This window comes from Pseudomonas sp. 1, from assembly GCF_056626735.1.
On sequence record NZ_JBWXMQ010000018.1, the window covers coordinates 16264 to 42059 of the forward strand.

Genomic DNA, 25796 nt, shown 5'->3' on the forward strand with positions numbered 1-25796 from the left:
CATTGTACCAACCAATCTCAAAAAACGCCCAATTACCCCCTGAAATCAGCTTAAAACACGTAGAGCAAAATGGTACAGAAATCAGCTACATACCCAACAAACACAGGCTCTACGCTGTCTCGACGGTTCTCCATTGCACCCATGATGGATTGGACTGACCGCCACTGCCGGTACTTCCTACGCATCCTGTCGAAAAACGCCCTGCTCTACACCGAGATGGTCACCACCGGCGCGTTGCTCAATGGCGATCACGAGCGTTTCCTGCGTCACAACGAGGCCGAACATCCTCTGGCGTTGCAGTTGGGCGGTAGTGTTCCGCTGGACCTGGCCGCTTGCGCACGCATGGCGCAGGAGCACGGTTACGACGAGGTGAATCTGAACGTTGGCTGCCCGAGTGATCGGGTGCAGAACAATATGATCGGGGCGTGCCTGATGGGGCATCCGCAGTTGGTGGCGGATTGTGTGAAGGCGATGCGTGATGCGGTGTCAATTCCGGTGACGGTGAAGCATCGGATCGGGATCAACGGGCGGGACAGTTATGAGCAGCTGTGCGATTTCGTCGGGACGGTGCGGGATGCCGGGTGCACGAGTTTTACGGTGCATGCGCGGATTGCGATTCTGGAGGGGTTGTCGCCGAAGGAGAACCGGGACATTCCGCCGTTGCGTTATGACGTGGCGGCGCGGTTGAAGGCTGATTTTCCGGAGCTGGAGATCATTCTGAACGGCGGGATCAAGACGATGGAGGCCTGCCATGAGCATTTGCAGACCTTTGACGGGGTGATGCTGGGGCGCGAGGCGTATCACAATCCTTATCTGCTGGCCGAGGTGGATCAGCAGTTGTTCGGCAGTTCGGCGCCGGTGATTTCTCGGGCCGAGGCGCTGGCGCAGTTGCGGCCTTATATAGCCGAGCATTTGCTGGCCGGCGGCGCGATGCATCACATCACCCGGCATGTGCTGGGCCTGGGCACCGGGTTCCCGGGGGCGCGCAAGTTTCGTCAGTTGTTGTCGGTGGATATCCACAAGGCCAAGGACCCGCTGGCGTTGCTGGATCAGGCGGCGGAGTTGCTGGCCGGGCGTTGAGGCCCGGCCTGAGCGGCTGAGGGTCAGGCGGCTGCGGCCGCCGTCCAGTTGACCCAGCCAAATTGCCAGGTCGCGAGGATCAGCAAGCCGAAGGCGATGCGGTACCAGGCGAAAGTGGCGTAGCTGTGGTTGGCAATGAACTTCAGCAGGCCGCGCACGGCGATCATTGCGAAGATGAACGCTACGACGAACCCCAGGGCGAAGACCGGCAGGTCGCTGCTCTGGAACAGTTCGCGGTACTTGTAGCCGGAATACACCGCAGCGCCGACCATGGTCGGCATCGCCAGGAAGAATGAGAACTCCGTGGCGGCCTTGCGTGACAGGCCGAACAGCAGACCGCCGATGATAGTGGAACCGGAGCGCGACGTGCCCGGAATCATCGCCAGACATTGCACGCAACCGATCTTCAGCGCATCAGCCCATTTCATGTCGTCTACATGGTCGACACTCACTGCATGATCGCGCTGCTCGGCCCACAACATCACGATACCGCCCACGACCAGGGCAACGGCAACGGTGATCGGGTTGAACAGGTATTCATGAATCGTGTCGGCGAATAACACGCCGAGAATGACCGCCGGGAAAAAGGCGATCAGCAGATTGCGAGTAAAACGTTGCGCATTATTCTGGGTCGGCAGGCCTTTGACGATTTCGAAGATCTTCGGGCGAAATTCCCAGACCACGGCCAGAATGGCGCCCAGTTGAATAATGATGTTGAACGCCATGGCGCGTTCGCCGCCGAACTCCAGCAAATCGGCAACAATAATCTGGTGGCCCGTACTGGAAATGGGCAGGAACTCGGTCAGGCCTTCTACCGCCCCGAGTATCAGCACCTTGAACAAGGTCAGTAAATCCATTAATCCTCCGTCGGCACGCTCTTTTACGGCGCGCCGTTAAATGCATTCAGGCATTGAGTATCTGAAGTAAAACAATTGGCAGATGCATACCCATTGCCCGACTCGGGGACGGAGAATATGTCTTATCAAAAGCCACACTCAAGGCATGTTAATAAACGTCCGTATGTGAACTTGTCGACGTTATAGCCAAAAGACGGGCCGCCACATAAAATGTGACCCAGCTCACACTGCTCTGATACGTATGCAGTTGAGTGGTGGCCAAGGGACATAAAAACAGGTCGCGATAATTACAAAATAGTGGCACCATTCCATATTGCCACCATCTAAAGCCGCCAATTTCGTTAGTTAACAGCCCCGAAAAAATCAACTAAAAGCTTGAATCGCTTAATTATTGTTAGAAAACTCGGGAGCCACGTCTAAAATCCGCGCAAATGTTACCAATTGTCAGTCACAGACGAGAACCGGTGCTTTAACATCCCGATGTCAGCACCTTATTCGAGTCAATGCATGATGCTCACAGGTAACTTAGCGACTAGAAGCCCGCGCCGCACAAGCGACGAACCAGGTGTTCTCACTCTGGGTCGTACCCGTGGCGTGGCTGAACACTTTAGCGCGCTAATCGCCAAGCACGTGCAGTCTGATCTGGCCATTGAGGCCGACTCTTACGCTAGTTCATATCAGCAAAATGAATATCACGGCTTGTATCGGGCCATATTCATTGTCATCGACAGCCCTCAGGCGCTTGAAGACAACCTGGCATTGGTGGAAAGCCTGCGCAGCGATAACTTGAAGCCGATCATTTGTGCGGTGATCACCGGGCGCGGCGCGTTCAACAAGATCAAGTATTTCCTGGCCGGCGCCGACTTCTGTATCAAACTCAATACCTTGTCCGATGAAAGCGGTGACCTGCTGGGCGAATTCTTCAACAGTGAAGAATGGCAACGCGATACCAGCCTGGTGCTGGACCCTACCCGCATTTGCCTCTCGGACACCAGCAAGAAACTCGATATTTCCTTTGCCGAAATGAAGATCCTGCAAGCCTTTGCGCAGACCGGCAATCACATTCTCAGCCATGATGAAATCGCCAGCATCATGGGGCTCAACACCCATTTCTACGATCCTCGGGCGCTGGAAAAATCCATCAGCCGCTTGCGTGGGAAAATCAAGGACGTGTACGGTACGAACGCCATACAGAGCATTCGCGGGTATGGCTATCGTCTGATGCGGGGGTTGATCTCGACCGCCTGATTCAGGGAATCACTCTTTTTGCAGCTTACGAGGGAACGTCTGATGCAACGCACTAAAAATCCGATGTCTCACTGTTTTAACTGCGTCACATATCTAATAAAAAGCTGTCATTTGCATGAGCGCTGCAACACTTAAACATAACAATAAACCATTACTCTAAAAGCAGACCGAGTGGAACTTATCGAGGGCCATTATTGGGCCCAGACCCTGCCTATCGATTATTTCCGAGGAAAACATTGCTCGCCTGCCCATTATTTTTTTCGCCAAATTTGGTGTGTACTTTAGGAGAGAGACATGGAAACCAGCACAACCCTCCCAAGAAAATACTTTGTTGTCGTGACTAATAGCTCGGCGTCGCAACGTGAACTTGAGAACATCCTCTCCAGCGAGCGTTTCAATTCGTTTGGCACGTCTCAGGCACAAATGTTTATTGAAGGTGTTGCTTCGCCCTCTTCCACTCCGATGCTGATGGAGTTCACTTACCCACGCGGCACAAGGAAGCATGTCGCACGCAGCATCGAACATGATACCCAGCGCATATTGGCCACCCTCGAATCGGAATGGCTGGCCGCACAATCGGCGCATTCATTCCACAGTTCCACGGCCATGTCCGAAAACCCCACCGATACTTCCCGCACGATCGAATCCGACACGCCGTGCACCGAAGCCTGGCATCTGGACAATGATCAGGGTGCATTGACGAAAGAAGGCGTCGAAATCAGTCTCACCGGGCTTGAAACCGCACTGGTCCGCAAGATGCTGCACCATGAAGAGCGTGTTGTCAGTCGGGACGATCTGATCCTCAGCATCGGCCGCGAGCCGGAGCAATACCGGGGACTGGAAATGTGCCTGAGCCGTCTTCAAGACAAGTTCAAGAACGCCAGCAACGGTGAACGTTTGTTTCGCGCCGTGCGCAATCGCGGTTACTGCCTGATCCAGGAAGTTGTTGCCTAAACAATATTCCTCACGCCAAGACAAACAGATACAAGTGCGATTACAAAAATAAAAAAGCACTCTGTTTGGTTTCACCCCTCCCTGGTTATACCCGCCGCCTGACCCCACCTACGATAGCAAACACAAGATTGATTATTCACCCCCTGCCTTTCGACCTTTTCTAACGTTTGAATATTGAAATTTCAAATAAGTTGGCACTGTGCCATCTTGTTAGAACTCGTCAGACAGCATCCCCGGCAATAACTTAGTCTATTGACTGATGACAGTTCCGCATACCGGCGTTGTTACCTCAGGACACTGGCTCAAACAACAATAACAAGTCTGCTTAACAACTCGGCTTTCTACTGTCGAAACCTGAATGGACGTCTTTTGGGGATATCGTATGGATCTTTCTCTTCGTATCAATCGAAACACCGGCCTCAAGGGACTGACCTTTTGGGGCCAATGGGCGCTGGCACAGAGTTTCATTGTTTCACTGTTGTTCTTTCTGGCTGAACAGCACACCGGAACCGTCGAGTTCTATTACCGGATGTGCACGATCCTCGCGGTTCTGGCGTCGGTTCCGGCCTATACATTCAGCGGCGCGTATCGAAAACGAGACAACTATCTGACCGGGCTGGGACGGCTGTTCATGGGTTGGTTCATGACCATGGCCGGGCTGGCGTTCATCGCCTTCATCTGCAAGGCCGATGCACTGTTCTCCCGCCAAGTCATCCTTGAATGGGCGGTGTACGGTTTCCTTGGCCAGGCGCTGCTTTACGCACCGCTGCATGCGTTCTCGAAGTTCTACCAGCGTTCGCGCAAAAGCGAACACAAGACCCTGATCGTCGGCACCGGCGAACTGGCTCTGGGCCTGGCGAAGAAGTTGAGCCAGCACGAAAACCTGCCGCTGGTCGGCCTGGTCAGCAACGGCGATACCCCTGGCCTGGAAGCGGACGCCCCACGCGTCGTCGGCGCTCAGGACGAACTGCTCGAACTGATCCAGGCTCACGACATCCGCCGCTTGTACATCACATTGCCGCTGTCGGAAGCCGCCAAAATCGAAGCGATGTATGTCGACCTGCTGGATGCCAACGTTGACGTGGTCTGGGTGCCGGACCTGAACAGCCTGACGCTGCTCAACCATTCGGTGAAAGTCGTGGACGGTCTGCCGGCGATCTACCTCAACGAAAGCCCGCTGACCAGCCGCCCGACCGCCGCGCTGAGCAAGAGCCTGGTGGAAAAAGCCGTCGCCCTGTTGGCCATCATTCTGTTGAGCCCGGTGCTGCTGGCCGTGGCGCTGGCGGTGAAGCTCACTTCGCCCGGCCCGGTGTTCTTCAAGCAGGATCGCCACGGCTGGAACGGCAAGGTGATCAAGGTCTGGAAATTCCGCTCGATGCGCGTGCACGATGACCGTGAAGTCAAACAGGCCAGCCGCAACGATTCGCGCATCACTCCGGTCGGTCGCTTCATCCGTCGCACGTCACTGGACGAGCTGCCGCAACTGTTCAACGTGCTGCAAGGCCACATGGCACTGGTCGGCCCACGTCCGCATGCCGTGGCGCACAACAACTACTACTCGGGCAAAATCCTCGCCTACATGGCCCGTCACCGAATCAAACCGGGCATCACTGGTCTGGCGCAGATCAGCGGTTGCCGGGGTGAGACAGATACCCTCGACAAGATGGAAAAGCGCGTCGAGATCGATCTGAAGTACATCAACAACTGGTCGCTGTGGCTGGATGTGAAGATCCTGGTGAAGACGCCGTTCACCCTGTTGTCGAAGGATATTTACTGAGACGCAGGGCTTGAGAAGGCAACACCGCAAGGGGACGAGAGTCCCCTTTTTTGTGGGCGGGATTTGGGGGTTGGTCGTGGCTGTATCAAGATTCCCCTTCACCACAAACAAAAACGGGAGCCCACAGGCTCCCGCTTTAACTCCCCGCTCCCCCGAACCTACTCGGTAATCTTCCCGAAGTTGCGGTAGAACATGTCCCCTTCCCGACTGTCCGTCATCGAGTGCAGCTGGAAGCTGCGATTGAGCCGCGCACCACCGTCACGGGTCAGCGGTGCCCACACCAGGTTGGCGCGGCGCATGGTCGACATGCTCATCATTTCGTCGAACGGGATCGACAGGTACAGCCCCTTGTCGAAACTACCCTCGCCATACTCGGCGCTGCCAGCCGTGGTGATGGTCGCCCAGGCGCCAAAGCGCACGCCGTTGAAGAACTCGCGGGAGATATCCACCGTGCCGCCAAAGTCGCCGGCCAGATAACGCCCGACGCTGACGGCCGCCAGCGTGTCGAACGGCAGATCGGTGTAGCCGGTGATATGGCCGGTCCAGACCGAGTAATCACGCAGGCCGAAACCCTGGTCGAACTCACGCTGACGCACGTAGTTCAGGTCCGCACCGATCGACCAGCGCTTGCCGGTCGGACGAAACAGCACCTCGCCCCCGACCCCGGCGAACATCGACTCCAGATAACCGCCGTAGACCATGCCGTACAAATCCTTGTCCAGTTGCTCGGCGTGGCTGACCTGGAACAGCGGCATTGTGGTGTCCGACGTGGTCAGGTACTGACGCAAGTCGGTGCGCACACGGGGCAGGCCGCTGGGTGCGTCGTATTTGAACTTGTCGAAGTTGTTGATCAGGTTCTGACTCAGCAGACCGTTCCACCAGGTGTTGCGGTTGAAGCGGTACTCGGCGTCCAGATCCGCTGTGAACTGATAGAGCAAGCCATCGGGGCCGCCGACGTTCTGTTTGAAGCCCAGGCCGACGCCGTAATTGAAGTGCTGCGGCGCTTCGGTGTAGAGGGTTTTCTCGTTGCGCGGCATCGCCGGGTTGATCTCGGTGGTGCGGTGCAGCGATTCCAGCGGCTCTTCGTTGTTGATCACTTCGCGGAAGGTCTGCCGGGGCACGCTGGTTTCTTCCAGCGGCAGGTCGTAGCGCTTGTTGACCACGGTGAACCAGTCGATGTCGTCGTTGACGCTGTTGTCGAGAATCCGGCTCGCGCGGCCGACGGCCTTGGGCGAATGGAAATAACGCTGCTGCTCGCCGTAGACGATCAGTTCGGAATCGCGCTGGGTGATCCGCTCAACCTTGTAGCCGGCGTTCTGCTGCAAGCGGCGCGACACGTCGGCCCAGTTGACCTCCTCCATCGTCGTACTCGGGGCCTTCGCCGGCAGCGGTTCGGCCGGCGGATCGAAGGTTTTGGCCGGGGCCTTGCGACTGACGAAATTGGTGTGGAACGTGATGCCGAACATCGCCGTGTTACCCCGCTCCCAGGCCGCGCTCACATCGACGGAATCGGTCACCTTGAACACCGCGCCAAGGTTGATCGGCGAGTCCTGCTTGATGATGTTGTCCTTGGGCTCGTGCTTGTAGTCGTTGCCATCGTATTCGAGTTTCAGGCTGAGGCGATCCCAGGGCGTCTGGTAACTCACGCCGCCGAAAAACCCAGGTTTGCCGCGAAAGTACGACCCGGCGTTGACGTCACCGGTGCCTTCCAGGTCTGGTCTGGTTTTGAAGCGATCACTGGCCCAACCCAGCGGGTTGTCGAAATCACCGCGATTACCGATGTAACCCCAGGCGATGCCGGCGCTGAAATCGAAATTGTCATAGCGTTTGTTGGCGACGAAGAATTCACTGGCAAACAAACCGGTACCACCGATGTCTCGAAAGCCCAGCGCCACTTCCGGCGCCCAGTGGCTTTCCTGCCACAGCCGGACCTTGGCGTCGACCGCCTTGTCCTTATAGCTCTGGCTGCCGCTCAGCGCTTCGGAACCGTACGGACGGTTGGTGATGGCGGTGTAGCGAAACGAGCCTTCCAGCCAGTCGAGCGGCTGCAACGAAACGCTGTATCGGCTGTACGGTTCGGTGCGGTTGGCGTTGACACTCAACTCACCGGCGGGCGACATGCGCGCGGTCGGGGTCTGCAACAGACCGGCGCCGCCGAAGTCATTCTGGGTAATGCGTGGCTCGGCATGCACCAGGCCACACGGCAGTAACAACACAGCTGCAAAACGCAAATTCAACGAACCACCTCAGCCAACTGCGTGGCAATCAATTCGGCCAACTGCTGATTCAGTTCAGGGACAGGCGGATCCAGATCATCGTTTTTCACCGGCACCAGAATCTTGCTGCCGGCCACGGGCATCTGCCCGCTCTCGCGGTTCCAGTGGGCGATGCCGACCCGCCGCGATTCGCCGTTGGGCTGGATCAGCCACAGGTAATCGGCATCGGCGTCGGCCTCCAGCAACGTGCAGCCCTGCAGATATTCGCGGGCCTCCTGCAACGGCTGATAAGGCAGGCGGCACGGCTCGGCGACGGCGCCCAGCACTTCGACTTCATCGACCCGTTTCGGGTAGATCAGTTGATCGCCATCGTCGAGACGGATGTTGCGGGCGAAGCCGACTTCCACCGCCACCGGATCGAGATCGGCGATCTGCCGTCCGGTCACTGGCATCTGTCGGACCTGCTCGGTCAGGCGCTGGGCCAGCGCCGCACGACTCGGCTTGTCAAACAGCATCGCCATTCGATGCAACACATCCAGATCGAACAGCACGCCGACCTTGAGTCGCATCTGTTCTTCGAGCAGCGACTGACGCAACAGAACGCCCGCCAGCCAGTAGCCTTCGGCGTTCGGTACGGCCTCGCCGATCACATCGCGCAAACGCCCGCCTGCCGGCAATTCGATCGGGCCCGGGTTGGCGACATCACCGCTGACGATGACCGCTGCCTCGCTGATCCCGGTGAGCAACATCAAGCACGCCGAAAGCGCTCTGAGCCGCTTCACGGGACATGCCTGCGGTCAGGGGTCAGTTGCACGATCCTGACCCGCAACTGCGAGGTCAGTTGCTGTTCACTCTGCACAATGAAGCCGTCCACCGGATCGACCCAGTAACGATTGGTCGCGCGCAGGCCGATGGCCGGCGCGTCAATCTGCTCGTCGACACGCAGCACGGTGTATTGCTTGTCGAGAATCTCGAGGGTTTCCAGGGACTTTCGGGAGAAGCGGCTGTTGAGGATGATCCCGACTTCCTGGCCCTTGTAGAGGTCGATCCAGCGGCGGCTGGTGTAGCCGTCGGTGATCTGGTGCAGACCCTGTTTGAACGGCGAGTCATCGGACAGGCGCGTGCCGTCCAGATCGCCCTCCACGCCCAGGCCGATGCTGCGCATCGCCAGGCCGTCGCGCATCAGCAGCACCTGCTTGCCGGAGGCGACCCAGAACTGCAGATCCTCTCGCTCACGCACCAGCGCCAGCACCCCGGAACCGGACGGCGTGGTCAGTTTGAGCTGGGGATACTTGACCCCGGCCACCTGCTGCGCCGACACATCGAGTTCATCCGGTCCGATGACCGACGCCTTGAGGTTGTTCAACGAAGCGCTCATCAACGGATTGCAGCCACTCAATAAGACGGCCGCCATCAGGCACACGCCCACTTTCAACGTTTTCACAGTCGGCGGCCTTATTTGCTGTTGTTACTGTATTCGCTCCAGTTCTTCGCAGCGGAAGCCCCCGTCCCGACAATCGATGCCGACGGCACCAACTGGCTGATCAGGCGATTCCAGCGAGTCACGTTGGCAGGCCCGACATAGACCACGTCCTGGGGCCGCACTTCGAAGTGCGAGGCGAGCGCCATGGCGGTCGGCGATTCGGCTTCCAGCTGGTAGATTTTCGCCGGCTCCACGTCGAGGTTTTCCACCCCGCGAATCACATACACGGCGTTGCCGTTGGAGGTGGTCTGGCTCAAGCCGCCGACCGACCCGAGCACGTCGGACAGGTTCATGGTGGCGGTCTTGAAACTCAGCGCACGGGGCTGGTTGACCTCGCCCATCACGTAGATGCGCTTGTTGTCGTTGTACGGCAGATACAGCTGATCGCCTCCCTTGAGGTAGACGTTCTGCAATTCGGAATCCTGCTGATTGAGGGCGTCGAGATTGAGCGGATAGACCCGCCCGTTGCGTGTCAGCATCAGCCCGGACAAATCGGCATTGTTGGTATCGACACCGGCCGAACCAAGGGCTTCGACCACGCTCAGCGGGTTGGTCGAAATCGCCTGGGGGCCGGCCTTGGTCACGGCGCCCGAGACCACGACTTTCTGGCTGGCGAAACGCAGCACCGCGACATCCACTTGCGGCTCGGCAATGAACGCCGAGAGACGTTGCTCGATGTCCGAACGCAGTTGCTGGATGGTTTTGCCCGCGGCCTGGACTTCCTTGATGTACGGGTAATACAACGTGCCGTCGGAGCGCACCAGACGGCCGTTGGCATCGATCTGCTGTTGCGCACCCGAAGGGGCGGTCAGCTCGGGATGATCCCAGACCGTGATGTACAGCACATCATTGCTGCCGATGCGATATTCGGCCGGGGTCGCCAACAACTCCGCCGGCACCGACTCCCGCTTGTGCGTGGCGCGGTTCATGGCGATGAGCTTGGGGGTGATCTGAATGAGCTCGACCCGGCTGCTTTCGCTGGCGCCCTGGCGCGTGATGCTACTGGTGCTCAGGTACTGGCCGGGGGAGAACATGCAACCTTGCAAAGCGATACTTGCCAACAATAAAAGAGAAAAACGACGGTTCATAATGGCACTACGCTATTCAAGGGCGAATCCAAAACAAAGTCACCCGACTTTCGTCGGGCGACCCTGTACTGCACCAACAGATACTTCAGTTAGTTGTGCGTGCCGGTTGTACCCGTGGTACCGGTGGTACCCGTTGTACCGCCGTTGGCACTTCCACCACTGTTGGACGCCGCTACAGCACTGGCGACCATGGCAGTACTGGCAGCAGGCGCTGTAGAAGCCGCGACACTGCCAGATACATTGGTCACTGCTGTAAGCGGCGCTTCAGCTGCGGATGCCCAGTTGCTCAACATCGTCAACAGGGCAATCGCCATCACTTTTTTCATATCAACTCCTTTCTAACATCGCACCTGAACATCGGGTGTTCGTTAGAGGTGGTAGAGTTCAAGTCGCAAAAAGCGCGAACAAGATCCGTTGTTCTTTCACAGTCTTACCCAACTGATAAAAGTCGAACGGCAGGTTTATATCTACGGACTTGCAATAGGCATTGCCAGTCTAATTTCCCGACGATATCTAACAACCTGACTGAAACTAACATTGCACTAAAACGCCATCATCCCTGATAACCCCGGGGATGATTCGATTGCCAGCGCCACGTGTCGGTGACCATGTCCTGCAAGTTGCGGGTGGCTTTCCAGCCGAGTTCCTTCGCCGCCTTGGAGGCGTCGGCCCAGCTCTCGGCAATATCTCCGGAACGCCGTGGCATCACCCGGAACGGCACTGGCTGCCCGCACGCCTTCTCAAACGCCCGCAGCACCTGCAACACGCTGTAGCCGTCACCGGTGCCGAGGTTCCAGGTATGAATGCCGGTGCGGCCGGCGATGGTTTGCAGGGCTTTCAAGTGTCCGTCCGCCAGATCCACCACATGGATGTAATCGCGCACGCCGGTGCCGTCGACCGTCGGGTAATCGTCGCCGAAGATCGACAATTCCTTCAGGCTGCCGACCGCCACCTGGCTGATGTAAGGCACCAGATTGTTGGGGATGCCGTTGGGATCTTCGCCCATCTGCCCGCTGTGATGTGCGCCGATCGGGTTGAAGTAGCGCAGCAGCGCGATGCTCCAGCGCGGTTCGGACTGGCACAGGTCGCGCAGCACGTTCTCGACGATCAGTTTGGACTGGCCGTAGGGATTGGTCGGATTGCCGGTCGGGAAATCCTCGCGGATCGGCATCTGCGCCGGCTCGCCGTAGACCGTGGCGGACGAGCTGAACACCAGCCGGAACACCCCCGCCGCCGCCATCGCCTGGCACAGCGTGATACTGCCGCTGACGTTGGTTTCGTAGTATTCGAGCGGCTTGCGCACGCTCTCGCCCACGGCCTTGAGCCCGGCGAAATGCAGCACGGCATCGATGGCGTGCTGCTGGAAAATCCGGTCCAGCAGGGCCCGGTCACAGACATCCCCGCGAATCATCAGCGCACTTTTGCCGCAAATGGCTTCCACCGCGTGCAATGCCGCGTCGCTGCTGTTGCAAAGATTATCCAGAACTACAACTTCGTAACCTGCTTCAAGTAGTGCAAGTGTGGTGTGCGAGCCGATATAGCCGGCGCCACCCGTTACCAGAATCTTCATAGCGCGGTCCATAGTGGGAAAAGTGCCAACTCGCGTGTCAAGCCCTGTTTGTTTAATGTGTGCCTTGATTCACACAAACAGGGCGACAACAACCAGAAACAAAAACAGTTCAATCACTGGCTATAAATATTTTTACAAGCCAAACTATATTGCCTGGTACTTATTAGCACTCCCGCGCATTCATCACTATCAACGGATGCCGACTAAAAATAACCAATAACTGTCAAACCGACATCTCATAACATTGTCGTGTTTTACACTCATTGCTATTTGCCACTTCTCTCCCGAGTCAGGTATTAAAGTACAGCTTCAATAACTTGCAACTTTTCGTTATTGCAATAAACGATGGCAGTGCGCCATGAATGACCAGGAAACTTTTATGATCCGTAAATGTTTGTTCCCCGCTGCCGGTTATGGCACGCGTTTCTTGCCGGCCACCAAAGCCATGCCCAAGGAAATGCTGCCGATCGTCAACAAACCGTTGATCGAATACGCCGTGGAAGAAGCACGGGACGCCGGCCTGCAACACATGGCCATCGTCACCGGCCGGGGCAAGCGCGCACTGGAAGACCACTTCGACATCAGCTATGAACTCGAACACCAGATTCGCGGCACCGAGAAAGAGAAATTCCTGGCTGGCACTCGCGAGCTCATCGACACCTGCACCTTTTCCTACACCCGTCAGGTGGAAATGAAAGGCCTGGGCCACGCGATTCTCAGCGGTCGCCCGTTGATCGGTGACGAGCCCTTTGCCGTGGTGCTGGCGGACGACCTGTGCCTGAACCTCGAAGGCGACGGCGTTCTCACCCAGATGATCGAGCTGTACAGGAAATTCCGCTGCTCGATCGTCGCCATCCAGGAAGTCCCGCGCGACCAGACTCACAAGTACGGCGTGATCGCCGGTGAGGCGATTTCCGACGGTATTTACCGGGTCAACCACATGGTGGAAAAACCGGCACCGCAAGACGCACCGTCGAACCTGGCGATCATCGGCCGTTACATCCTGACGCCGGACATCTTCGACTTGATCGCCGACACCCAGCCGGGCAAGGGCGGCGAAATCCAGATCACCGACGCCCTGATGAAACAGGCGCAGAACGGTTGCGTGCTGGCCTACAAGTTCAAGGGCCTGCGCTTCGACTGCGGCGACGCCGAGGGTTACCTGCAGGCGACCAACTTCTGCTACGAGAACGTTTACCTGAAGGGCCGCTGAGCGGCCCCCATTGATCCATCGCGGCACGCACATCCAACGAGGCAACCATGAACATTGCACAACATTCCGCAGAGATTGAACGTGAGGTGGACAACCTTGGGGTGATGAGCTGGTTATCCCGCCATCAGCCATTGCCCAGCGCCAATGGACCGTGGCTGGGCACTCTGCTGCTGGTCGATCGCATCGGCGTGTTTCCCTCCTCCGGGGACATTCGCCGACCGATGCGCGATCCCTGGCCCCTGCTCGCCCACCTGAAACGGATCTACAGCGAACAGGCGCTGGAGGTCGATGACCGCGACGGCCTGAAAGTGATTTTCAGCGACTGGCGTTTTCGCGTGCGGATCTGCTGCAACGACCCGGCGATCATCGTCAACGTGGAAACCCGTTGCGTGACGCAGTTGATGCCGCAGAAAACCGAAGAGCTGCTGAGTCATCTGGATCTGTTCGACAACTGACGGCTATTTCGAAGTCTCGCCACAGTTGTCCTGTGGCGAGACTTTTTGCTGTCCGCCCACGACCCAACCATAGAAGTAATCGGCAATCACCCGCCCGCCGGTGGCCGGCAGTGGATGAATCTTGTCGGGCCCGATCATGGCCGCCGCGTAGCGTTTGACGTCGGTACCGAACGCGCATTGCAGATTGGCGTAACCCAGACGCTGCGCGCGGGCCCAGGGCTCGATGACCTGCGCATACGCCGACATCGGATAGGCGCTGGAGCGGGTGGTGTCCTGACGCAGGATCAGGTTGATGCTCGCCGCCGGTTGAATCTCGCGGAGCATGCCGACCAGACCCTGAACGTTGTGCAGATACTGCTCGGGCTTCACGCCAAAACCCTGATCGTTGCCACCGAGCATGATCAGGTAAATGTCTGCGGGAATCTTCGAGACCACGGCTTTCCACTGCGCCTGCCAGCGAGCATCGTCGTGGTAGAAATCAGCGGACGCCGCGCCGGACGCGGCCAGTTTCGATACCCGAACTCCGTTCTGATCGTTGCTCAGCCACAGGCCGAACAAGGTCGGCGCGCCCTTCAGCACTTCCAGTCTGAAAGCCCAATCGGTGACGGCCGATGTGCCGGTCAGCGGGACTTCCTGAACGCCCTCGCCTGCGAGTTTCAACGGTTGCCAGTCAGCGGAAGGTGACCAGCGATAACGCAGCTCACTGGGCTCACCGTTGCCGAGGTAAAGCAGTTTGGCCTGAGTGACGGCGGTGTTGATGGCGGGCGTCGGGCTGGCCTCGACTTGCAGCCAGGCGCCGGGCCGGCCAGTCACGGTGCGGCTGTCGGGGCTGGCCTGGCCGAGGCCGGAGACCAGCCAGTCGCCGCCGAAATACTTCTCGCTGCTGCGGGTGTACTTGAAATGCGTGCCGCCCAGCGCTGCGCCGTGGTTGAAGCCGACATAACCCGGCCCGGCAAACCCGACCTCCCCGGCCACGCGTTGCACCAGTCTGTTCAGGTAGAAATCCTGCCCGGCGCTGTAGCTGTCGCCGATCACCGAGATCGACAACACCTTGCCGGCCTTGCCTTCACGCCACTGGCCAAACCGCTGGCGAGCGTCGCCGACTTGCACCACCGACGCCGCTACCGGCGGAACATCATCAACAGCCAGCATGGATCGCTTCCTTCATCGGGTCTGCGCCACCGGGGCAATGGTCGCCACCGGTTTCTTTTTCGTCGCGGCACGTTCGCCGAGGAACAGCACGGAGGTGAAGTTGAACCGGCTGAAAATCATCGACAACAGCACCGGCCCGAGCAAGCCACACATCACGCCGCAGAACACCAGCACGCTTTCGTCTTTCACACCGAGGCGGCCAAGGATCGAGCGCGAAGTAGCGGCGAACAACACATGAAACAGGAAAATCGAGTAGGAATAACCGCCGAGCCAGGTCAGCGCCTTCGAGCGCATGTCACTGGACAGCAACGCAATGCACGACACGCAGCCCACCGTCAGACCGATCAGGCTGCGGCGGTCGATGATCAGCTCGCGGTCCACCGCCGCCACGTACAGCAGCGTCAACGAGATCAGCACAAACACCAGCGGACCGATCACCTTGAACGTCTGCTTCAGCTCGCTGACTTTCTCCTGGCCGATCATGCCCGCCACGAAGAACGGCAGCAGATAAATCGCCCCGTTGATGCCAAACGCGTCCAGCGCAAACGGCGGCAACAGGAACACCGCCGCCGCAAACGCGAACAACAGGTACAGACGCGTCGGCGTGCGCAGCAAACCGCGCCATTCCAGCAGGCCGACAAACATGAAAATGATGAACACCGCCTGCAGGAACCAGAAGTGGTTGATCGGCACATAGAACGACAACAGTGCATCCATCACGCTGACGTCCTTGTTCACGCCCGGCCCCACCGCCTGCAGCACCGAGAACGGCACCCCGACGCAAAACAGCGGCACGATCAGGCGCCGCACCTTGCCGCTGAAGAACGCCGAAAAGTCATCGTTGCGAATCTTGTAGATGGAATAGATGTAGCCAGAGATGAAGGTGAACAGCGGCATGCGCACGTACACCATCGAATCGGCGATCACCCGGAACGGCGAGCCGATGTCGATTTTCAAACCACCGCCCAACGGCCCGATCACGTGATAGAGCACCAGCAACAGGCACGCCAGGCCACGCAGGGTTTCGATCTCCAGGGACTTTTTCTTGCTCGACATAAAGCACCCGCCTCAATTCAGGATTCTGGATTCAACCTTCACCGGTTTGTTCGCCCGCAGCATCAATCCCAGGCCCACGAACAACACCGGCACCACCATCGAAAAGTGCCGGGCGAACGAGCCGAAGTCCGGTTCGAACAAGCCTTGAACCAGCAGGAACGCCAGCGGAATCGCGATCAGTTCCTTGGGTTTGGTCTGGATCGGCGCGCCCTTGTAATCAGTCGAGGTGATGACTTTGAACAGCAGCAGTGCGGTCATGATCATCAACGCCACGAAGATCACCTGACCCGGCCCGGACAGCAGGATCAACTCAACGGGGAACGACAACCGGAAGAAAATGATCATCGAGTCCAGGGCCTGCGAGACGAAGTCGCTGCCACTCAGCCATGAGACGATCAGCGATTTGGAACCCTCCTCGCCCGCCGTGCGCAGTTCGTTGTTGCTGGCGCGAATCGACGACACCGGAAAGCCCAGCGCCAGCTGGATCGCCATCGCAACCGCCAGGTAAAACAGGAACAGCATCAGGAAGAAGGTCGTGCGCGACACATACTTCTTCATCACGCAGACGCCGACCCAGGACAGCGAAAACAGAATCCAGTACGGCCGGATCAGCACGCCGTAGATCGCCGCCGAGAGGAAAAATCCGCCGCGATATTTGCGCGTCAGCGAGCTGAACAGAATGCTCAGCACCGCCACCGACACGATGATTTCCTTGGTCAGGTTTTCCAGGAAAAACGAACGGACGACGCCCCACAGGCACAGGGTGCCGAAGATGGCCAGCGGCATGCGCCGGAACACCACCACGGGAATGGCCGTGAGGAAAAAGTTGCAGAACATCCCGTAGGCCCAGGCGTTGGTCAGGTTGATTCCGGTGGGCCGCAGCAGGAATGCCGAACACTCGTAGGACGAGCGATCCGGCGAGAACGGGTTCCAGAAATTGCAGTTGTCGGCCCGGGCGTAGGACGACCACAGGGTCATCGCGTCCGGGCCCGGATCGCGGGGAATCAGCAGCGGCATGGCCACCGACAGAAACAGCCCGGTGAACAGGATCAGGAACGACAGCGACGAATCGAGACGGCGGCCGCGAAACTCGATGCACGGCAGTTTCAGGCCCATGACACGACAGCCTTTTTCGCGCGCGTGGCGCGGGTCAGCAGGGCAATAACGCCGAGTTGCACGATGATCGCGAAAACGTTGCCCCAGGCCGCGCCGTAAATCGAATAGTGCTTGATCAGCAGGTAACTGACCGGCACTGAAACCAACAGACAAATGGCCGCGCTGGCGAGGGACACCCTACTGTTTTTCGACGCAATCAACCCGCCCCAGACGATGTCGCCAATGGCACGCAGGGCGAAGGAAAAAATCAGCACGCCGAGGATGCCGTTGTCCGGACGCGGAACGCTGGTGGCGACGTAATCGAGCACCACGTTGAAAAACAGATAAATGCCCACCGCGACCACCGCCGACACCGCCAGCGAGCGCGCGACCCATTTGTTCACGAACAACTGCCTGACCGTGAACGGTTGCTGATCGGCCTGATAACGCTTGGCGAGCAGCGGAATGCCGACCACCGCCACCACCGCGTAAGACAACGCCTGCAAGGTGTTGGCCGCCGACCACGCGTACACATATTTACCGAGGCTGGCGTAGGGTTCGAGGTCGATGATCAGAAAGCGCTCGGCATACTGACTCAGGGCGATCAGGCCGGTGCCCAGATAAAACGGCAACCCGGCTTTCCAAACCGCCGTCGTCGCCAGCGTTCCCTCCTCCCGCCCGCGATGAACATTCACCACGATCAGGTAACCGGCGACGATCACCAGCACGTTGGCGATGACCCACAGCCACAACACGCTGGCAATCGCGGACACCCACCCGAGCGCCATCCCGCCCACGGCCAGCAGCGCCCAGAGCCCGGTCTTGATGAAAAACAGCAGCGCACCCGCCGTGGCTTTCTGTGCAGAGAACACGAACGAGTTGATCTCGAACGACAGATGTTCGGTGAGCAGCACCAGCGTCACGCAGGCGATCAGCGCGGTCGTCGCTTCCACCGACTGGAACAGTGAATAAATCACCACCGTCAGCACCGACAACGCCAGGCCCACGGCCAGGTACAACAGCAACACCTTGTTCACGACCCGGCGCGAACTGCCGCCCACGCTGATCAGCCGGTTGATTTCGGAACTGAAACCGACGCTGTAGAACTTCGACGCGATCAACGAAGCCGCGACCACCACGCCGTAAAAACCCAGCGCCTCGTAACCGAGGTAATGGGTGATGGCGAGCACCAGCAAGAACTTCGCGCCCAGTGCCCCGCCCCGCAGCAACAGCCGGAATATCATCGAATGACGCCCTTGATGATGTCGTCCATGGCCACGGTTTTCGCCTCGATCTCGCGGCAGGTGTCGGTCAGGCGTTTGCCGAAATTCGACAGTGCGTCAGGCGCGTAAACCGTGTCGATGATGGTGTCGACATCGATGTCGCCACCGTTGATGACCCAGTCCTCGACGCCCATGTCCTGATAGGCGCCAAAGCCTTTGCGTTCATAGCTGATGTGATACGCCGGCACGCCCGAGAGCAGCGATTCGATTGCGCCGTGCAGGCGTACGGAAATCACCAGGTCCGGCTGGTATTTGGCCAGCGTCGCCTTCAGCGGCAACAGGTCTTCGGTGATGCCCAGTTCGCGATAGAACGCGCCGTCATCGTTACCGCGCACGGCGCTCTGTACGGCGCAGACCACTTTGCTTTTGTTCTTCAAACGCTGCAGCAGCACCTTCAGGTTGGCCACGTAGGCGAGCTTCTTTTCCTTGCTCCACGCCGGCGGTTTGCGCAGCACTACGCACACCGTCGCCGGTGTCGAGGCGCAGCGGGTGAACTTGGGTTGCTGAAGAATCTTGCCGGCCAGCGCCTGCACCGCGAGATCCGGAGCGCGGTAGACATTTTCACAGGCATCGAACAGCGCCGAGGAGCGGTTATCGCGCACGAACACCGCATCGGCGCTGGCGTAGTGGCCGACGATCTTGTCGCTGTCGCCGTGGAACGGCCCGATGCTTTGCGGCAGGTACACCGACGGCACTTTGCTGAGGATCGCGGTTTCCAGTTGCTTGGCGTGGCCGAGTTTCAGCTTGATGTGTTCGAAGGCACTTTTCGAGCGCATGTAGCCGCCACCGACGCCGACGATCAGATCGGTTTTCTTCAACAGATCCGCCAACCCGGCGTACGACTGATTGAGGAATACCGCCTGCTTGACCCGGCCCAGGCCCTTGGCTGCCATGACCGGCGCGTCAAAACGCGGGTGCGGCAGGTATTTGAAGGAATCCGGATCGGAAGCCACGACGCTGATCGCGGTGTCTTCGCCAAAGTTGCGCTGCACCAGCGCAATGGCCAGATCGACCAGCAGACCATCGCCGGAATTGGAGGCACTGTAGCCATGCAAAATCGTTACGTTCATGAGCGGAGTTCTACTTAATAAGAGGGAGCGGAATACACGTCGTAGGTCTGACGGATCATCAACGCGGCGCTGAAACGCTCGCGGACGATGCGCCGACCTTCGATGCCGAGGGCCGACAATGCAGGCTTCTGGATTTGCTTCAGCCGATCGGCCAGCGCCTGGTGATCCCCGGCGGGGAACACGTAACCGGACACGCCATGGGTGACCAGTTCGGGCAACGACGTGCAGTCGCTGGCGATCACCGGCAGGCCCAGCGCCATGCCTTCCAGCGGCACCATGGCAAAGCCTTCCCAGCGACTCGGGACAATCAGCGCATCGGCTTTCTGATACAGCGCGTGCACCTCGGTTGGCGTCACCCAAGGCAGATATTCCACGCCATCCAGCGGCGGACACTCGACGACGTCCTCATTCACCGCACTGCCCACCACCGTCAGTTTCAGGTCGCTGCGCTGTGCTTCGGTGTAGGCCTTGAGCAACACGTCGAAGCCTTTCTGATAGTCGAGGCGGCCGACAAACAGCAGATGAATCGGTGCCGGATCGTTGACCTTGCGTTCGTCATTCTTGTGATCGATGCCGTTGTAGATCAGCGTCATGCGCTTGCGCTCGATGCCAAATTTCGCGGCCTTGTCCAGCTCGAACTGGCTGACGCAGATGATCCTGTCCGTGACCTTCTGCAGCACTCGCTCGATCCACGCATAGACTTTCTGCTTGATCGGCGAGCTTTCCATCAGGAACGAAAACGCATGGGGGCAGTAGACGATTTTCGGCTTGCGCCAGGGTCGCAGAAGCACGCACACGCAACGCCCGATCACCCCGGAAAAAGTGCTGTGCAAATGCACGACATCGGGTTTTTCCTTGAGCAGGACCCGCGCCAGTTGCCAGGCAAAACGCAGCAGCGACGGCACATTCCGCCCGCTGCGGGCGAAGGTGCGGATCTGCTGTTCATCGATGCCGTGCAGTTCTTTTTTCTGGTCGAGCGGGACCAGATACACCAGCTCATAGCGCCCGTCTTCCGGCGCCGCCGAAATCGTGCGGATGACCGTCGCCACCCCGCCTTTGATCGTTTCCGCCACGTGCAGTATTTTTTTCACAACCCACCCACTTTCATGCCTGTAAGGACCATCCCCGAGATTCAGGACTGGTCCGACGCGTATTCGTAGTTGTAATAGCTGCCGTTGCCGTAATAGCTGGCCGCGCGCTTCTCGACGCCGTTGAACACCGCGCCCTTCAACTCGATACCGTTCTGGGCGAAACGCCGGATCGTCATTTCGATTTCCTTGGCCGGGTTTACCCCGAACCGCGCGACGATCAGGCTGATGCCGGCTTCGCGACCGACAATCGCCGCATCGGTCACGGCCAGCAGCGGCGGCGTGTCGATGATCACCACGTCATAACGCTCGCTGAGTTGCGCCAGCAGTTCGCGGAAATTGGCGTGCATCAACAGTTCGGAAGGATTGGGCGGGACCTGGCCACGGCTGATGAAATGCAGGTTGTCGACCTCGACCTTGTTGATCGCCTGATCGAGGGTGCAGCGCTTGACCAGCAGATCCGACAAACCGTTGGTGATCGGCGTGTTCAGCGTCTTGTGCAGATGCCCTTTGCGCATGTCGGCGTCGATCAGCACCACGCGTTGCCCGCTCTGCGCCATGACCGCCGCGAGGTTGGAAGAGACAAAGGTCTTGCCGACCTGCGGGCTCGGCCCGGAAATCATGATGCGGTTGTTGGTCGAATCCAGTGCTGCGAAGTGCAGGCAGGTACGCAGGCTGCGTATCGATTCGATGGACAGGTCCGTCGGGTTACGCAGGGCCAGCAGATACGCCGGCGTGTCCGCCGCGACTTTGGCCCGGACTTTTTTGCTGTCTTCTTCCTGTTGCAGGGCGCTGTAGGGAATCGAAGCGTAGACCGGCAAGCCGAGCTGCTCGATGCCTTCCGGGCCTTCCAGGCCCTTGCTCAGGGATTTGCGCAACAGCACAAGCGCCACGCCGACGAAGGCACCGAGGAAAGTGGCGATCAACACGATCAGGGCTTTTTTCGGTTTGACCGGGCTGGTCAGGTCGACGTCCGCCGTATCCACCAGACGCACGTTGCCCACGGCACCGGCGCGGATGATGTCCAGCTCCTGGGACTTGTTCAGCAACTGGGTGTAGATCTGCGAGGCGACTTCGACGTCGCGAGTCAGGTTGAGCAGTTCCTGCTGCGTGGCCGGCAGGTCCTGAACCTTGCCTTCCAGGGAACGCTGTTGCTGGGTCAATTCACCGATCTGGGTCATCAGCGCACGGTAGGCCGGGTGCTGTTTGGTGAACTTGCGATCCATCTCTGCCTGCTGCAGTTTCAGCTCGGAAATCCGCGTTTCGAGCGCCACGGACTGGCCCAGCACCGATTGGGTTTCCAGCGAGATGTTCACGGTCTTGCCGTGGGTCTGGTAGGCGTTGAGCGCATCGCTGGCCTTGGCCAGATCGCGTTTGACCTGCGGTAACTGGCTTTGCAGGAAGGCCAGGCTCTGCGCCGCTTCGGCGGAAGTGCGGCGTACGTTCTGATCCACGTACAGCGAGGCGATCTTGTTGAGGATCTTCACCGCTTCGGCGGCATCGCTGCTGGCCAGGGCCAGACGGATGATCCCCGATTCCTTGCCTTGCTCGGAGATGTCCAGCGCGTCCTGATAGCCCTGAATGGTCACGATTCGCGGGTAGCGCACCACTTCGAAACGGGTCCCGGGGTTGGCCAACAGTTGCGCGACCTGCCCTTCCACGCCGTCCTGCGCGAAAGCCTCGCCCGCCACGCCGTCGACCAGCAGGTTGTCGTTGTCGTCCAGCAACTGGAAACGATGTTGCTCGCCGGCGATCAAGGTGAGTTTCTTGCCCAGCAATTCCTTGGGCAGATTGAGCTTTGCAAACTCCAGGCGTTCACCGCCCCAGGCGTAGCTGCTCAGGCCGAAACGCGGCGACGCGACGCTGAGTTCGGTCTCACCGCGATAGCGTCGGGAAAGGAAGCCGCCAATCAGCGGAAAGGTATTGGGGGTGACGTCGATGTCCAGGCGCAAGTCGTCGACCGTCTTGCCGATCACCGCGCGGGACTTGATGATGCCGATTTCGGTCACCGACGGCGATTGCCCGCCGAGCATGCTGTTGAGGTCGGAAAAACCGAGCATGTCGTTCTTTTTCGGTTCGACCTGCACCAGCGCGTTGGCCAGATACACCGGCGTGGCCAAAATCGCATAGGCCACACCGGTCATCATGAATGCGCCGGTGAACGCACCGATCAACCACTTCTGGTCGATCAGGCTGCCGAAGATGCCGAGAAGATCAATACTGTCTTGATCGTTGTCGCGAGTGCCGATTACTGACGGTAACTGCATAAGTCTTTCTTACCATTCACTGAACTGAAGAATATTCATCAACGCGCCAGGCGTTGTGCCCATGAGCTAACAGCATCTTCAATCAATGCATGGGCATGAATAAAAGCGGCTTGCCCCTGGCGATACGGGTCCTGTATTTCTCGTTCGCTCTGCCACTTGCCCAGCAGAAACACTTTGCCCCTGGCGTGAGAGGCAATCTTCAGTACTTGATTAACATGTTGTTTTTCCATCACCAGAATCAGGTCTGATTCATTGACGATGTCCGCTGTCAGTTGCCGCGCCTTGAACCCTTCGGCACTGTGGCCGCGTTCTTCCAGCACCTGGCGCGCGGTCGACTCCATGCCTTCGCCGACCCGCGCAGACAGACCTGCTGAGGTCACGCTGATCGCCGAGGGTGTCAGTGCATTGCGCAACAGAAGCTCCGCTGTCGGACTTCGGCAGATATTGCCTACGCAAACGACAAGAATCTTTTTGAACAAGGTTTACTTTCCCGTGTAATGTCAATCGGCCAACATGCCTTGCACATTCGAATGAACCCGCAAGACCTTCCTTCACTCGGAAATAGATTCACCCGTTAATACCGGTGCATTAAGTACCACGGCCTTTAAAAGTCCCCCAACCAGAATTACCGGACTAAAAATAACTGTGATTTTCAGGCGAAAGTTTTCCGACAAAAAATAACATTCGTGCACTTAGTGCCCCTGTTGCTCTCGAAACTTATGTAACGAGATAACCCTCAGCTAGATGTCATTCTCATCAGGAGAGCAGACATGAAATCAGCACATCTCAAACATCTAGGGGCAGCCTTGTTGATGCTTGGAGCAGCCGCCCAGGTTCAAGCCAGCGAGTTGTTCCCGGCGCTGCCAGCGAAAACCATCGGCGTTCAGGTCAAGATTCAGAATTTCACGGCGGCCGATGCCGAGCAGATCAAAGCCGCAGGATTCACTTTTGTCCGTTTCGGCGTCTGGAGCGACAGCCTCGGCGCCAAGGCCTATCAGAAACAGATCAGCGATGCGTTCGCGGCGGCGAAATCCGCAAGCCTGCCGGTTTTGATGACCGTCCGCGCCACTAAACCGTTGACTGGAGACCTCACGACTGCCGGCGAAGCCTTTGCCAACGCCGTCAGCGGGCTGGAAAAAGCCTGGAGTTCGCAACTGGTCGCCATCGAAATCTGGAACGAGCCGGATCTGGGCACCTACTGGCCGACCGGCAACTTCAACACCACGTTCGTGCCGTTCATGAGCGCCATGTGCAAAACCCTGCAGGGGCAACCCCAGTCCACGCCTCTGGTCGGCTTTGGCTTCGCCCGGCCGCCCACCGCGGGATCGGCATCCACCGTTGCGCTCAACAGCCTCATCGAGGCTTACCCCAATTGCCTTGATGCCATTTCCTATCACCCTTACGGCATGACAGCCACGCAGATCAGCAATGCCCAGAATTTCATTCAGCAGAACTTCCACTTACCGGGTGTGATCAGTGAATGGGGGATTTCGGCGCTTGCCTCCAACGGTGGGCCGGACGGCCAGGCGACTAAAATCTCTGCGTTCATCGCCGATGTGAAAAGGCTCAAGATCCCGCTGACTTCCATCTACGAATGGAAGAACAGCGACTCGGGAAAAGATGATCGCGAGAAGAATTTCGGTCTGTTGACCTCAGACGGCCAACCGAAACCTGCTCAAACGGCAGTCAGGACACAATTGGAGCTCGAGTAGGCGCTGCAACAGGTCAGTTGCTTTGAACCTGTCGTCTGTTTTGGCATCGTATTGATCGATAACGCGCCCCGCCTTTCAAACAGCCGTTTTCAGGTTGTTGCCGCCGGGGCGCTCGATACGCCGACATGCCCTTGAGTGGCTGTCGACGCTCGGGTAATGTCACCAGACCCATAGGACAGAGCACGCTCATGACTTCCAAGCTGGAACAACTCAAACAGTTCACCACCGTCGTGGCCGACACCGGCGACTTCGAAGCGATTGCCCGGGTCAAACCGGTCGACGCCACCACCAACCCTTCCCTGCTGCTAAAGGCAGCGGCGATTCCGGCCTACGCCGAACTGCTGAACGCCAGCGTGCGCGACTGCAAGGGCGATGTCGGCCTGGCCAGCGACCGTTTCGGCGTCGCGGTCGGCCAGGAAATCCTCAAGGTCATTCCGGGCCGCATTTCCACCGAAGTGGATGCGCGCCTGTCGTTCGACAAGGACGCGATCCTCAAGCGTGCCCATCGCCTGATCGAGCTGTACGACAAGGCCGGCGTTGGCCGTGACCGCGTACTGATCAAGATTGCCTCGACCTGGGAAGGCATTCGCGCTGCCGAGATCCTCGAGAAGGAAGGCATCCAGACCAACCTGACCCTGCTGTTCTCCTTCGCCCAGGCCGCTGCCTGCGCCGATGCCGGCGTGTTCCTGATCTCGCCGTTCGTGGGCCGCATCTACGACTGGTACAAGAAGGCCAACGGCAACGACTACACCGGTGCCGACGATCCGGGCGTGCAGTCCGTGACGCGCATCTACAACTACTACAAGGCCAATGACTACAAGACCGTGGTCATGGGCGCGAGCTTCCGTAACCTCAGTCAGATCGAGCAACTGGCCGGCTGCGACCGCCTGACCATCAGCCCGGACCTGATCGAGAAACTGGCGGCCGACACCGGCAAGCTGGAACGCAAACTCGCTCCGGGCCATGCCGGCGAAGCGCGCCTGAGCCTCAACGAAGCGCAATTCCGCTGGTTGTCCAACGAAGACGCAATGGCCACCGAGAAACTGGCCGAGGGCATCCGTCAGTTTGCCCGCGACCAGGAAAAACTCGAGGCGCTGCTGCAAGCCAAGCTGTAATCGGCCAAGCGCAAACG

General features: G+C 58.6%; 23 protein-coding genes. 8 read left to right on the forward strand and 15 right to left on the reverse strand.

Annotation, left to right across the window (positions count from 1 at the left end):
• The first annotated feature begins 69 nt into the window (after window positions 1-69).
• Window positions 70-1080 carry a tRNA dihydrouridine(20/20a) synthase DusA gene (gene dusA, locus AC1MDC_RS23710; protein WP_480393792.1) on the forward strand — a complete coding sequence of 337 codons (1011 nt, stop codon included), beginning with the start codon at window positions 70-72 and terminating at the stop codon, window positions 1078-1080.
• A gap of 23 nt (window positions 1081-1103) precedes the next feature.
• Here dusA and AC1MDC_RS23715 read toward each other — a convergent pair whose 3' ends face one another.
• Window positions 1104-1937: an undecaprenyl-diphosphate phosphatase gene (locus tag AC1MDC_RS23715; RefSeq protein WP_085700470.1), complete on the reverse strand. Its 834-nt coding sequence runs from the start codon at window positions 1935-1937 to the stop codon at window positions 1104-1106.
• A 507-nt stretch (window positions 1938-2444) separates the two neighbouring features.
• Between AC1MDC_RS23715 and AC1MDC_RS23720 the strand changes: the two genes are divergently transcribed.
• The 3 genes from AC1MDC_RS23720 (at window position 2445) to AC1MDC_RS23730 (ending at window position 5916) form a co-directional block, all read left to right on the forward strand.
• A complete protein-coding gene (locus tag AC1MDC_RS23720) occupies window positions 2445-3185 on the forward strand; it encodes a winged helix-turn-helix domain-containing protein (RefSeq protein WP_266201943.1) in 741 nt (246 codons plus the stop codon).
• A gap of 294 nt (window positions 3186-3479) precedes the next feature.
• A complete protein-coding gene (locus AC1MDC_RS23725) occupies window positions 3480-4139 on the forward strand; it encodes a winged helix-turn-helix domain-containing protein (protein WP_085704598.1) in 660 nt (219 codons plus the stop codon).
• 382 nt (window positions 4140-4521) lie between these two features.
• Window positions 4522-5916: an undecaprenyl-phosphate glucose phosphotransferase gene (locus AC1MDC_RS23730; protein ID WP_085700473.1), complete on the forward strand. Its 1395-nt coding sequence runs from the start codon at window positions 4522-4524 to the stop codon at window positions 5914-5916.
• Between the two features lie 158 nt (window positions 5917-6074).
• On the opposite strand, the gene AC1MDC_RS23735 is transcribed toward AC1MDC_RS23730, so the two are convergent.
• The 6 genes from AC1MDC_RS23735 to galE all read right to left on the reverse strand — a co-directional run bounded on the left by AC1MDC_RS23735 (window position 6075) and on the right by galE (window position 12273).
• On the reverse strand, window positions 6075-8153 hold the full coding sequence (locus tag AC1MDC_RS23735; protein WP_480393793.1) for a YjbH domain-containing protein: 2079 nt from the start codon (window positions 8151-8153) through the stop codon (window positions 6075-6077).
• A complete protein-coding gene (locus AC1MDC_RS23740) occupies window positions 8150-8881 on the reverse strand; it encodes a capsule biosynthesis GfcC family protein (protein WP_480393833.1) in 732 nt (243 codons plus the stop codon). The genes AC1MDC_RS23735 and AC1MDC_RS23740 overlap by 4 nt, the downstream gene beginning before the upstream one ends.
• 29 nt (window positions 8882-8910) lie before the next feature.
• A complete protein-coding gene (locus tag AC1MDC_RS23745; RefSeq protein ID WP_480393794.1) occupies window positions 8911-9576 on the reverse strand; it encodes a YjbF family lipoprotein in 666 nt (221 codons plus the stop codon).
• Window positions 9577-9587: 11 nt separating this feature from the next.
• Window positions 9588-10703, reverse strand: a complete 1116-nt coding sequence (locus AC1MDC_RS23750; protein WP_176247771.1) for a polysaccharide biosynthesis/export family protein — start codon at window positions 10701-10703, stop codon at window positions 9588-9590.
• An 89-nt stretch (window positions 10704-10792) separates the two neighbouring features.
• Complete coding sequence (locus AC1MDC_RS23755; RefSeq protein ID WP_003226528.1) at window positions 10793-11029, reverse strand: hypothetical protein; 237 nt, start codon at window positions 11027-11029, stop codon at window positions 10793-10795.
• A 227-nt stretch (window positions 11030-11256) separates the two neighbouring features.
• Entirely contained in the window at window positions 11257-12273 is a 1017-nt protein-coding gene (gene galE / locus AC1MDC_RS23760) for a UDP-glucose 4-epimerase GalE (RefSeq protein ID WP_480393795.1), read from the reverse strand.
• Between the two features lie 379 nt (window positions 12274-12652).
• Between galE and galU the strand changes: the two genes are divergently transcribed.
• Together galU and AC1MDC_RS23770 are read left to right on the forward strand one after the other, a co-directional pair.
• Window positions 12653-13486, forward strand: a complete 834-nt coding sequence (gene galU, locus AC1MDC_RS23765; protein WP_085700479.1) for a UTP--glucose-1-phosphate uridylyltransferase GalU — start codon at window positions 12653-12655, stop codon at window positions 13484-13486.
• 47 nt (window positions 13487-13533) lie between these two features.
• Window positions 13534-13941 (forward strand): phosphohexomutase domain-containing protein, encoded by a 408-nt coding sequence (locus tag AC1MDC_RS23770; protein ID WP_085700480.1) that lies wholly within the window; start codon window positions 13534-13536, stop codon window positions 13939-13941.
• A gap of 3 nt (window positions 13942-13944) precedes the next feature.
• Here AC1MDC_RS23770 and AC1MDC_RS23775 read toward each other — a convergent pair whose 3' ends face one another.
• Genes AC1MDC_RS23775 through AC1MDC_RS23810 form a run of 8 tightly spaced genes read right to left on the reverse strand, consistent with a single transcriptional unit; the run spans window position 13945 to window position 23431 of the window.
• Window positions 13945-15093 (reverse strand): SGNH/GDSL hydrolase family protein, encoded by a 1149-nt coding sequence (locus AC1MDC_RS23775; protein WP_480393796.1) that lies wholly within the window; start codon window positions 15091-15093, stop codon window positions 13945-13947.
• 12 nt (window positions 15094-15105) lie between these two features.
• A complete protein-coding gene (locus AC1MDC_RS23780; protein WP_480393797.1) occupies window positions 15106-16149 on the reverse strand; it encodes an acyltransferase family protein in 1044 nt (347 codons plus the stop codon).
• Window positions 16150-16161: 12 nt separating this feature from the next.
• Window positions 16162-17265, reverse strand: coding sequence for a hypothetical protein (locus tag AC1MDC_RS23785; RefSeq protein WP_085704586.1), 1104 nt, complete (start codon window positions 17263-17265; stop codon window positions 16162-16164).
• Window positions 17256-18488: an MATE family efflux transporter gene (locus AC1MDC_RS23790; RefSeq protein ID WP_480393798.1), complete on the reverse strand. Its 1233-nt coding sequence runs from the start codon at window positions 18486-18488 to the stop codon at window positions 17256-17258. Before AC1MDC_RS23790 ends, AC1MDC_RS23785 begins: the two co-directional genes overlap by 10 nt.
• Window positions 18485-19597 (reverse strand): polysaccharide pyruvyl transferase family protein, encoded by a 1113-nt coding sequence (locus tag AC1MDC_RS23795; RefSeq protein WP_480393799.1) that lies wholly within the window; start codon window positions 19595-19597, stop codon window positions 18485-18487. Before AC1MDC_RS23795 ends, AC1MDC_RS23790 begins: the two co-directional genes overlap by 4 nt.
• A 14-nt stretch (window positions 19598-19611) precedes the next feature.
• Entirely contained in the window at window positions 19612-20688 is a 1077-nt protein-coding gene (locus tag AC1MDC_RS23800) for a glycosyltransferase (RefSeq protein WP_227233058.1), read from the reverse strand.
• 41 nt (window positions 20689-20729) lie between these two features.
• Complete coding sequence (locus tag AC1MDC_RS23805; protein ID WP_480393800.1) at window positions 20730-22952, reverse strand: polysaccharide biosynthesis tyrosine autokinase; 2223 nt, start codon at window positions 22950-22952, stop codon at window positions 20730-20732.
• A gap of 38 nt (window positions 22953-22990) precedes the next feature.
• A complete protein-coding gene (locus AC1MDC_RS23810) occupies window positions 22991-23431 on the reverse strand; it encodes a low molecular weight protein-tyrosine-phosphatase (protein ID WP_011335170.1) in 441 nt (146 codons plus the stop codon).
• A 291-nt stretch (window positions 23432-23722) separates the two neighbouring features.
• Between AC1MDC_RS23810 and AC1MDC_RS23815 the strand changes: the two genes are divergently transcribed.
• Both AC1MDC_RS23815 and tal read left to right on the forward strand, forming a co-directional pair.
• Window positions 23723-24664, forward strand: a complete 942-nt coding sequence (locus AC1MDC_RS23815; protein ID WP_480393801.1) for a glycosyl hydrolase family 5 — start codon at window positions 23723-23725, stop codon at window positions 24662-24664.
• A 188-nt stretch (window positions 24665-24852) separates the two neighbouring features.
• Entirely contained in the window at window positions 24853-25779 is a 927-nt protein-coding gene (gene tal / locus AC1MDC_RS23820; protein WP_085686791.1) for a transaldolase, read from the forward strand.
• Window positions 25780-25796: the final 17 nt, after the last annotated feature.

Coding starts and splice junctions, on each gene's coding strand:
- dusA (WP_480393792.1), top strand. CDS start 70: ATGGTACAGAAATCAGCTACATACCCAACAAACACAGGCTCTACGCTG.
- AC1MDC_RS23715 (WP_085700470.1), bottom strand. CDS start 1,937: ATGGATTTACTGACCTTGTTCAAGGTGCTGATACTCGGGGCGGTAGAA.
- AC1MDC_RS23720 (WP_266201943.1), top strand. CDS start 2,445: ATGATGCTCACAGGTAACTTAGCGACTAGAAGCCCGCGCCGCACAAGC.
- AC1MDC_RS23725 (WP_085704598.1), top strand. CDS start 3,480: ATGGAAACCAGCACAACCCTCCCAAGAAAATACTTTGTTGTCGTGACT.
- AC1MDC_RS23730 (WP_085700473.1), top strand. CDS start 4,522: ATGGATCTTTCTCTTCGTATCAATCGAAACACCGGCCTCAAGGGACTG.
- AC1MDC_RS23740 (WP_480393833.1), bottom strand. CDS start 8,881: ATGTTGCTCACCGGGATCAGCGAGGCAGCGGTCATCGTCAGCGGTGAT.
- AC1MDC_RS23750 (WP_176247771.1), bottom strand. CDS start 10,703: ATGAACCGTCGTTTTTCTCTTTTATTGTTGGCAAGTATCGCTTTGCAA.
- AC1MDC_RS23755 (WP_003226528.1), bottom strand. CDS start 11,029: ATGAAAAAAGTGATGGCGATTGCCCTGTTGACGATGTTGAGCAACTGG.
- galE (WP_480393795.1), bottom strand. CDS start 12,273: ATGAAGATTCTGGTAACGGGTGGCGCCGGCTATATCGGCTCGCACACC.
- galU (WP_085700479.1), top strand. CDS start 12,653: ATGATCCGTAAATGTTTGTTCCCCGCTGCCGGTTATGGCACGCGTTTC.
- AC1MDC_RS23770 (WP_085700480.1), top strand. CDS start 13,534: ATGAACATTGCACAACATTCCGCAGAGATTGAACGTGAGGTGGACAAC.
- AC1MDC_RS23775 (WP_480393796.1), bottom strand. CDS start 15,093: ATGCTGGCTGTTGATGATGTTCCGCCGGTAGCGGCGTCGGTGGTGCAA.
- AC1MDC_RS23780 (WP_480393797.1), bottom strand. CDS start 16,149: ATGTCGAGCAAGAAAAAGTCCCTGGAGATCGAAACCCTGCGTGGCCTG.
- AC1MDC_RS23785 (WP_085704586.1), bottom strand. CDS start 17,265: ATGGGCCTGAAACTGCCGTGCATCGAGTTTCGCGGCCGCCGTCTCGAT.
- AC1MDC_RS23790 (WP_480393798.1), bottom strand. CDS start 18,488: ATGATATTCCGGCTGTTGCTGCGGGGCGGGGCACTGGGCGCGAAGTTC.
- AC1MDC_RS23795 (WP_480393799.1), bottom strand. CDS start 19,597: ATGAACGTAACGATTTTGCATGGCTACAGTGCCTCCAATTCCGGCGAT.
- AC1MDC_RS23805 (WP_480393800.1), bottom strand. CDS start 22,952: ATGCAGTTACCGTCAGTAATCGGCACTCGCGACAACGATCAAGACAGT.
- AC1MDC_RS23815 (WP_480393801.1), top strand. CDS start 23,723: ATGAAATCAGCACATCTCAAACATCTAGGGGCAGCCTTGTTGATGCTT.
- tal (WP_085686791.1), top strand. CDS start 24,853: ATGACTTCCAAGCTGGAACAACTCAAACAGTTCACCACCGTCGTGGCC.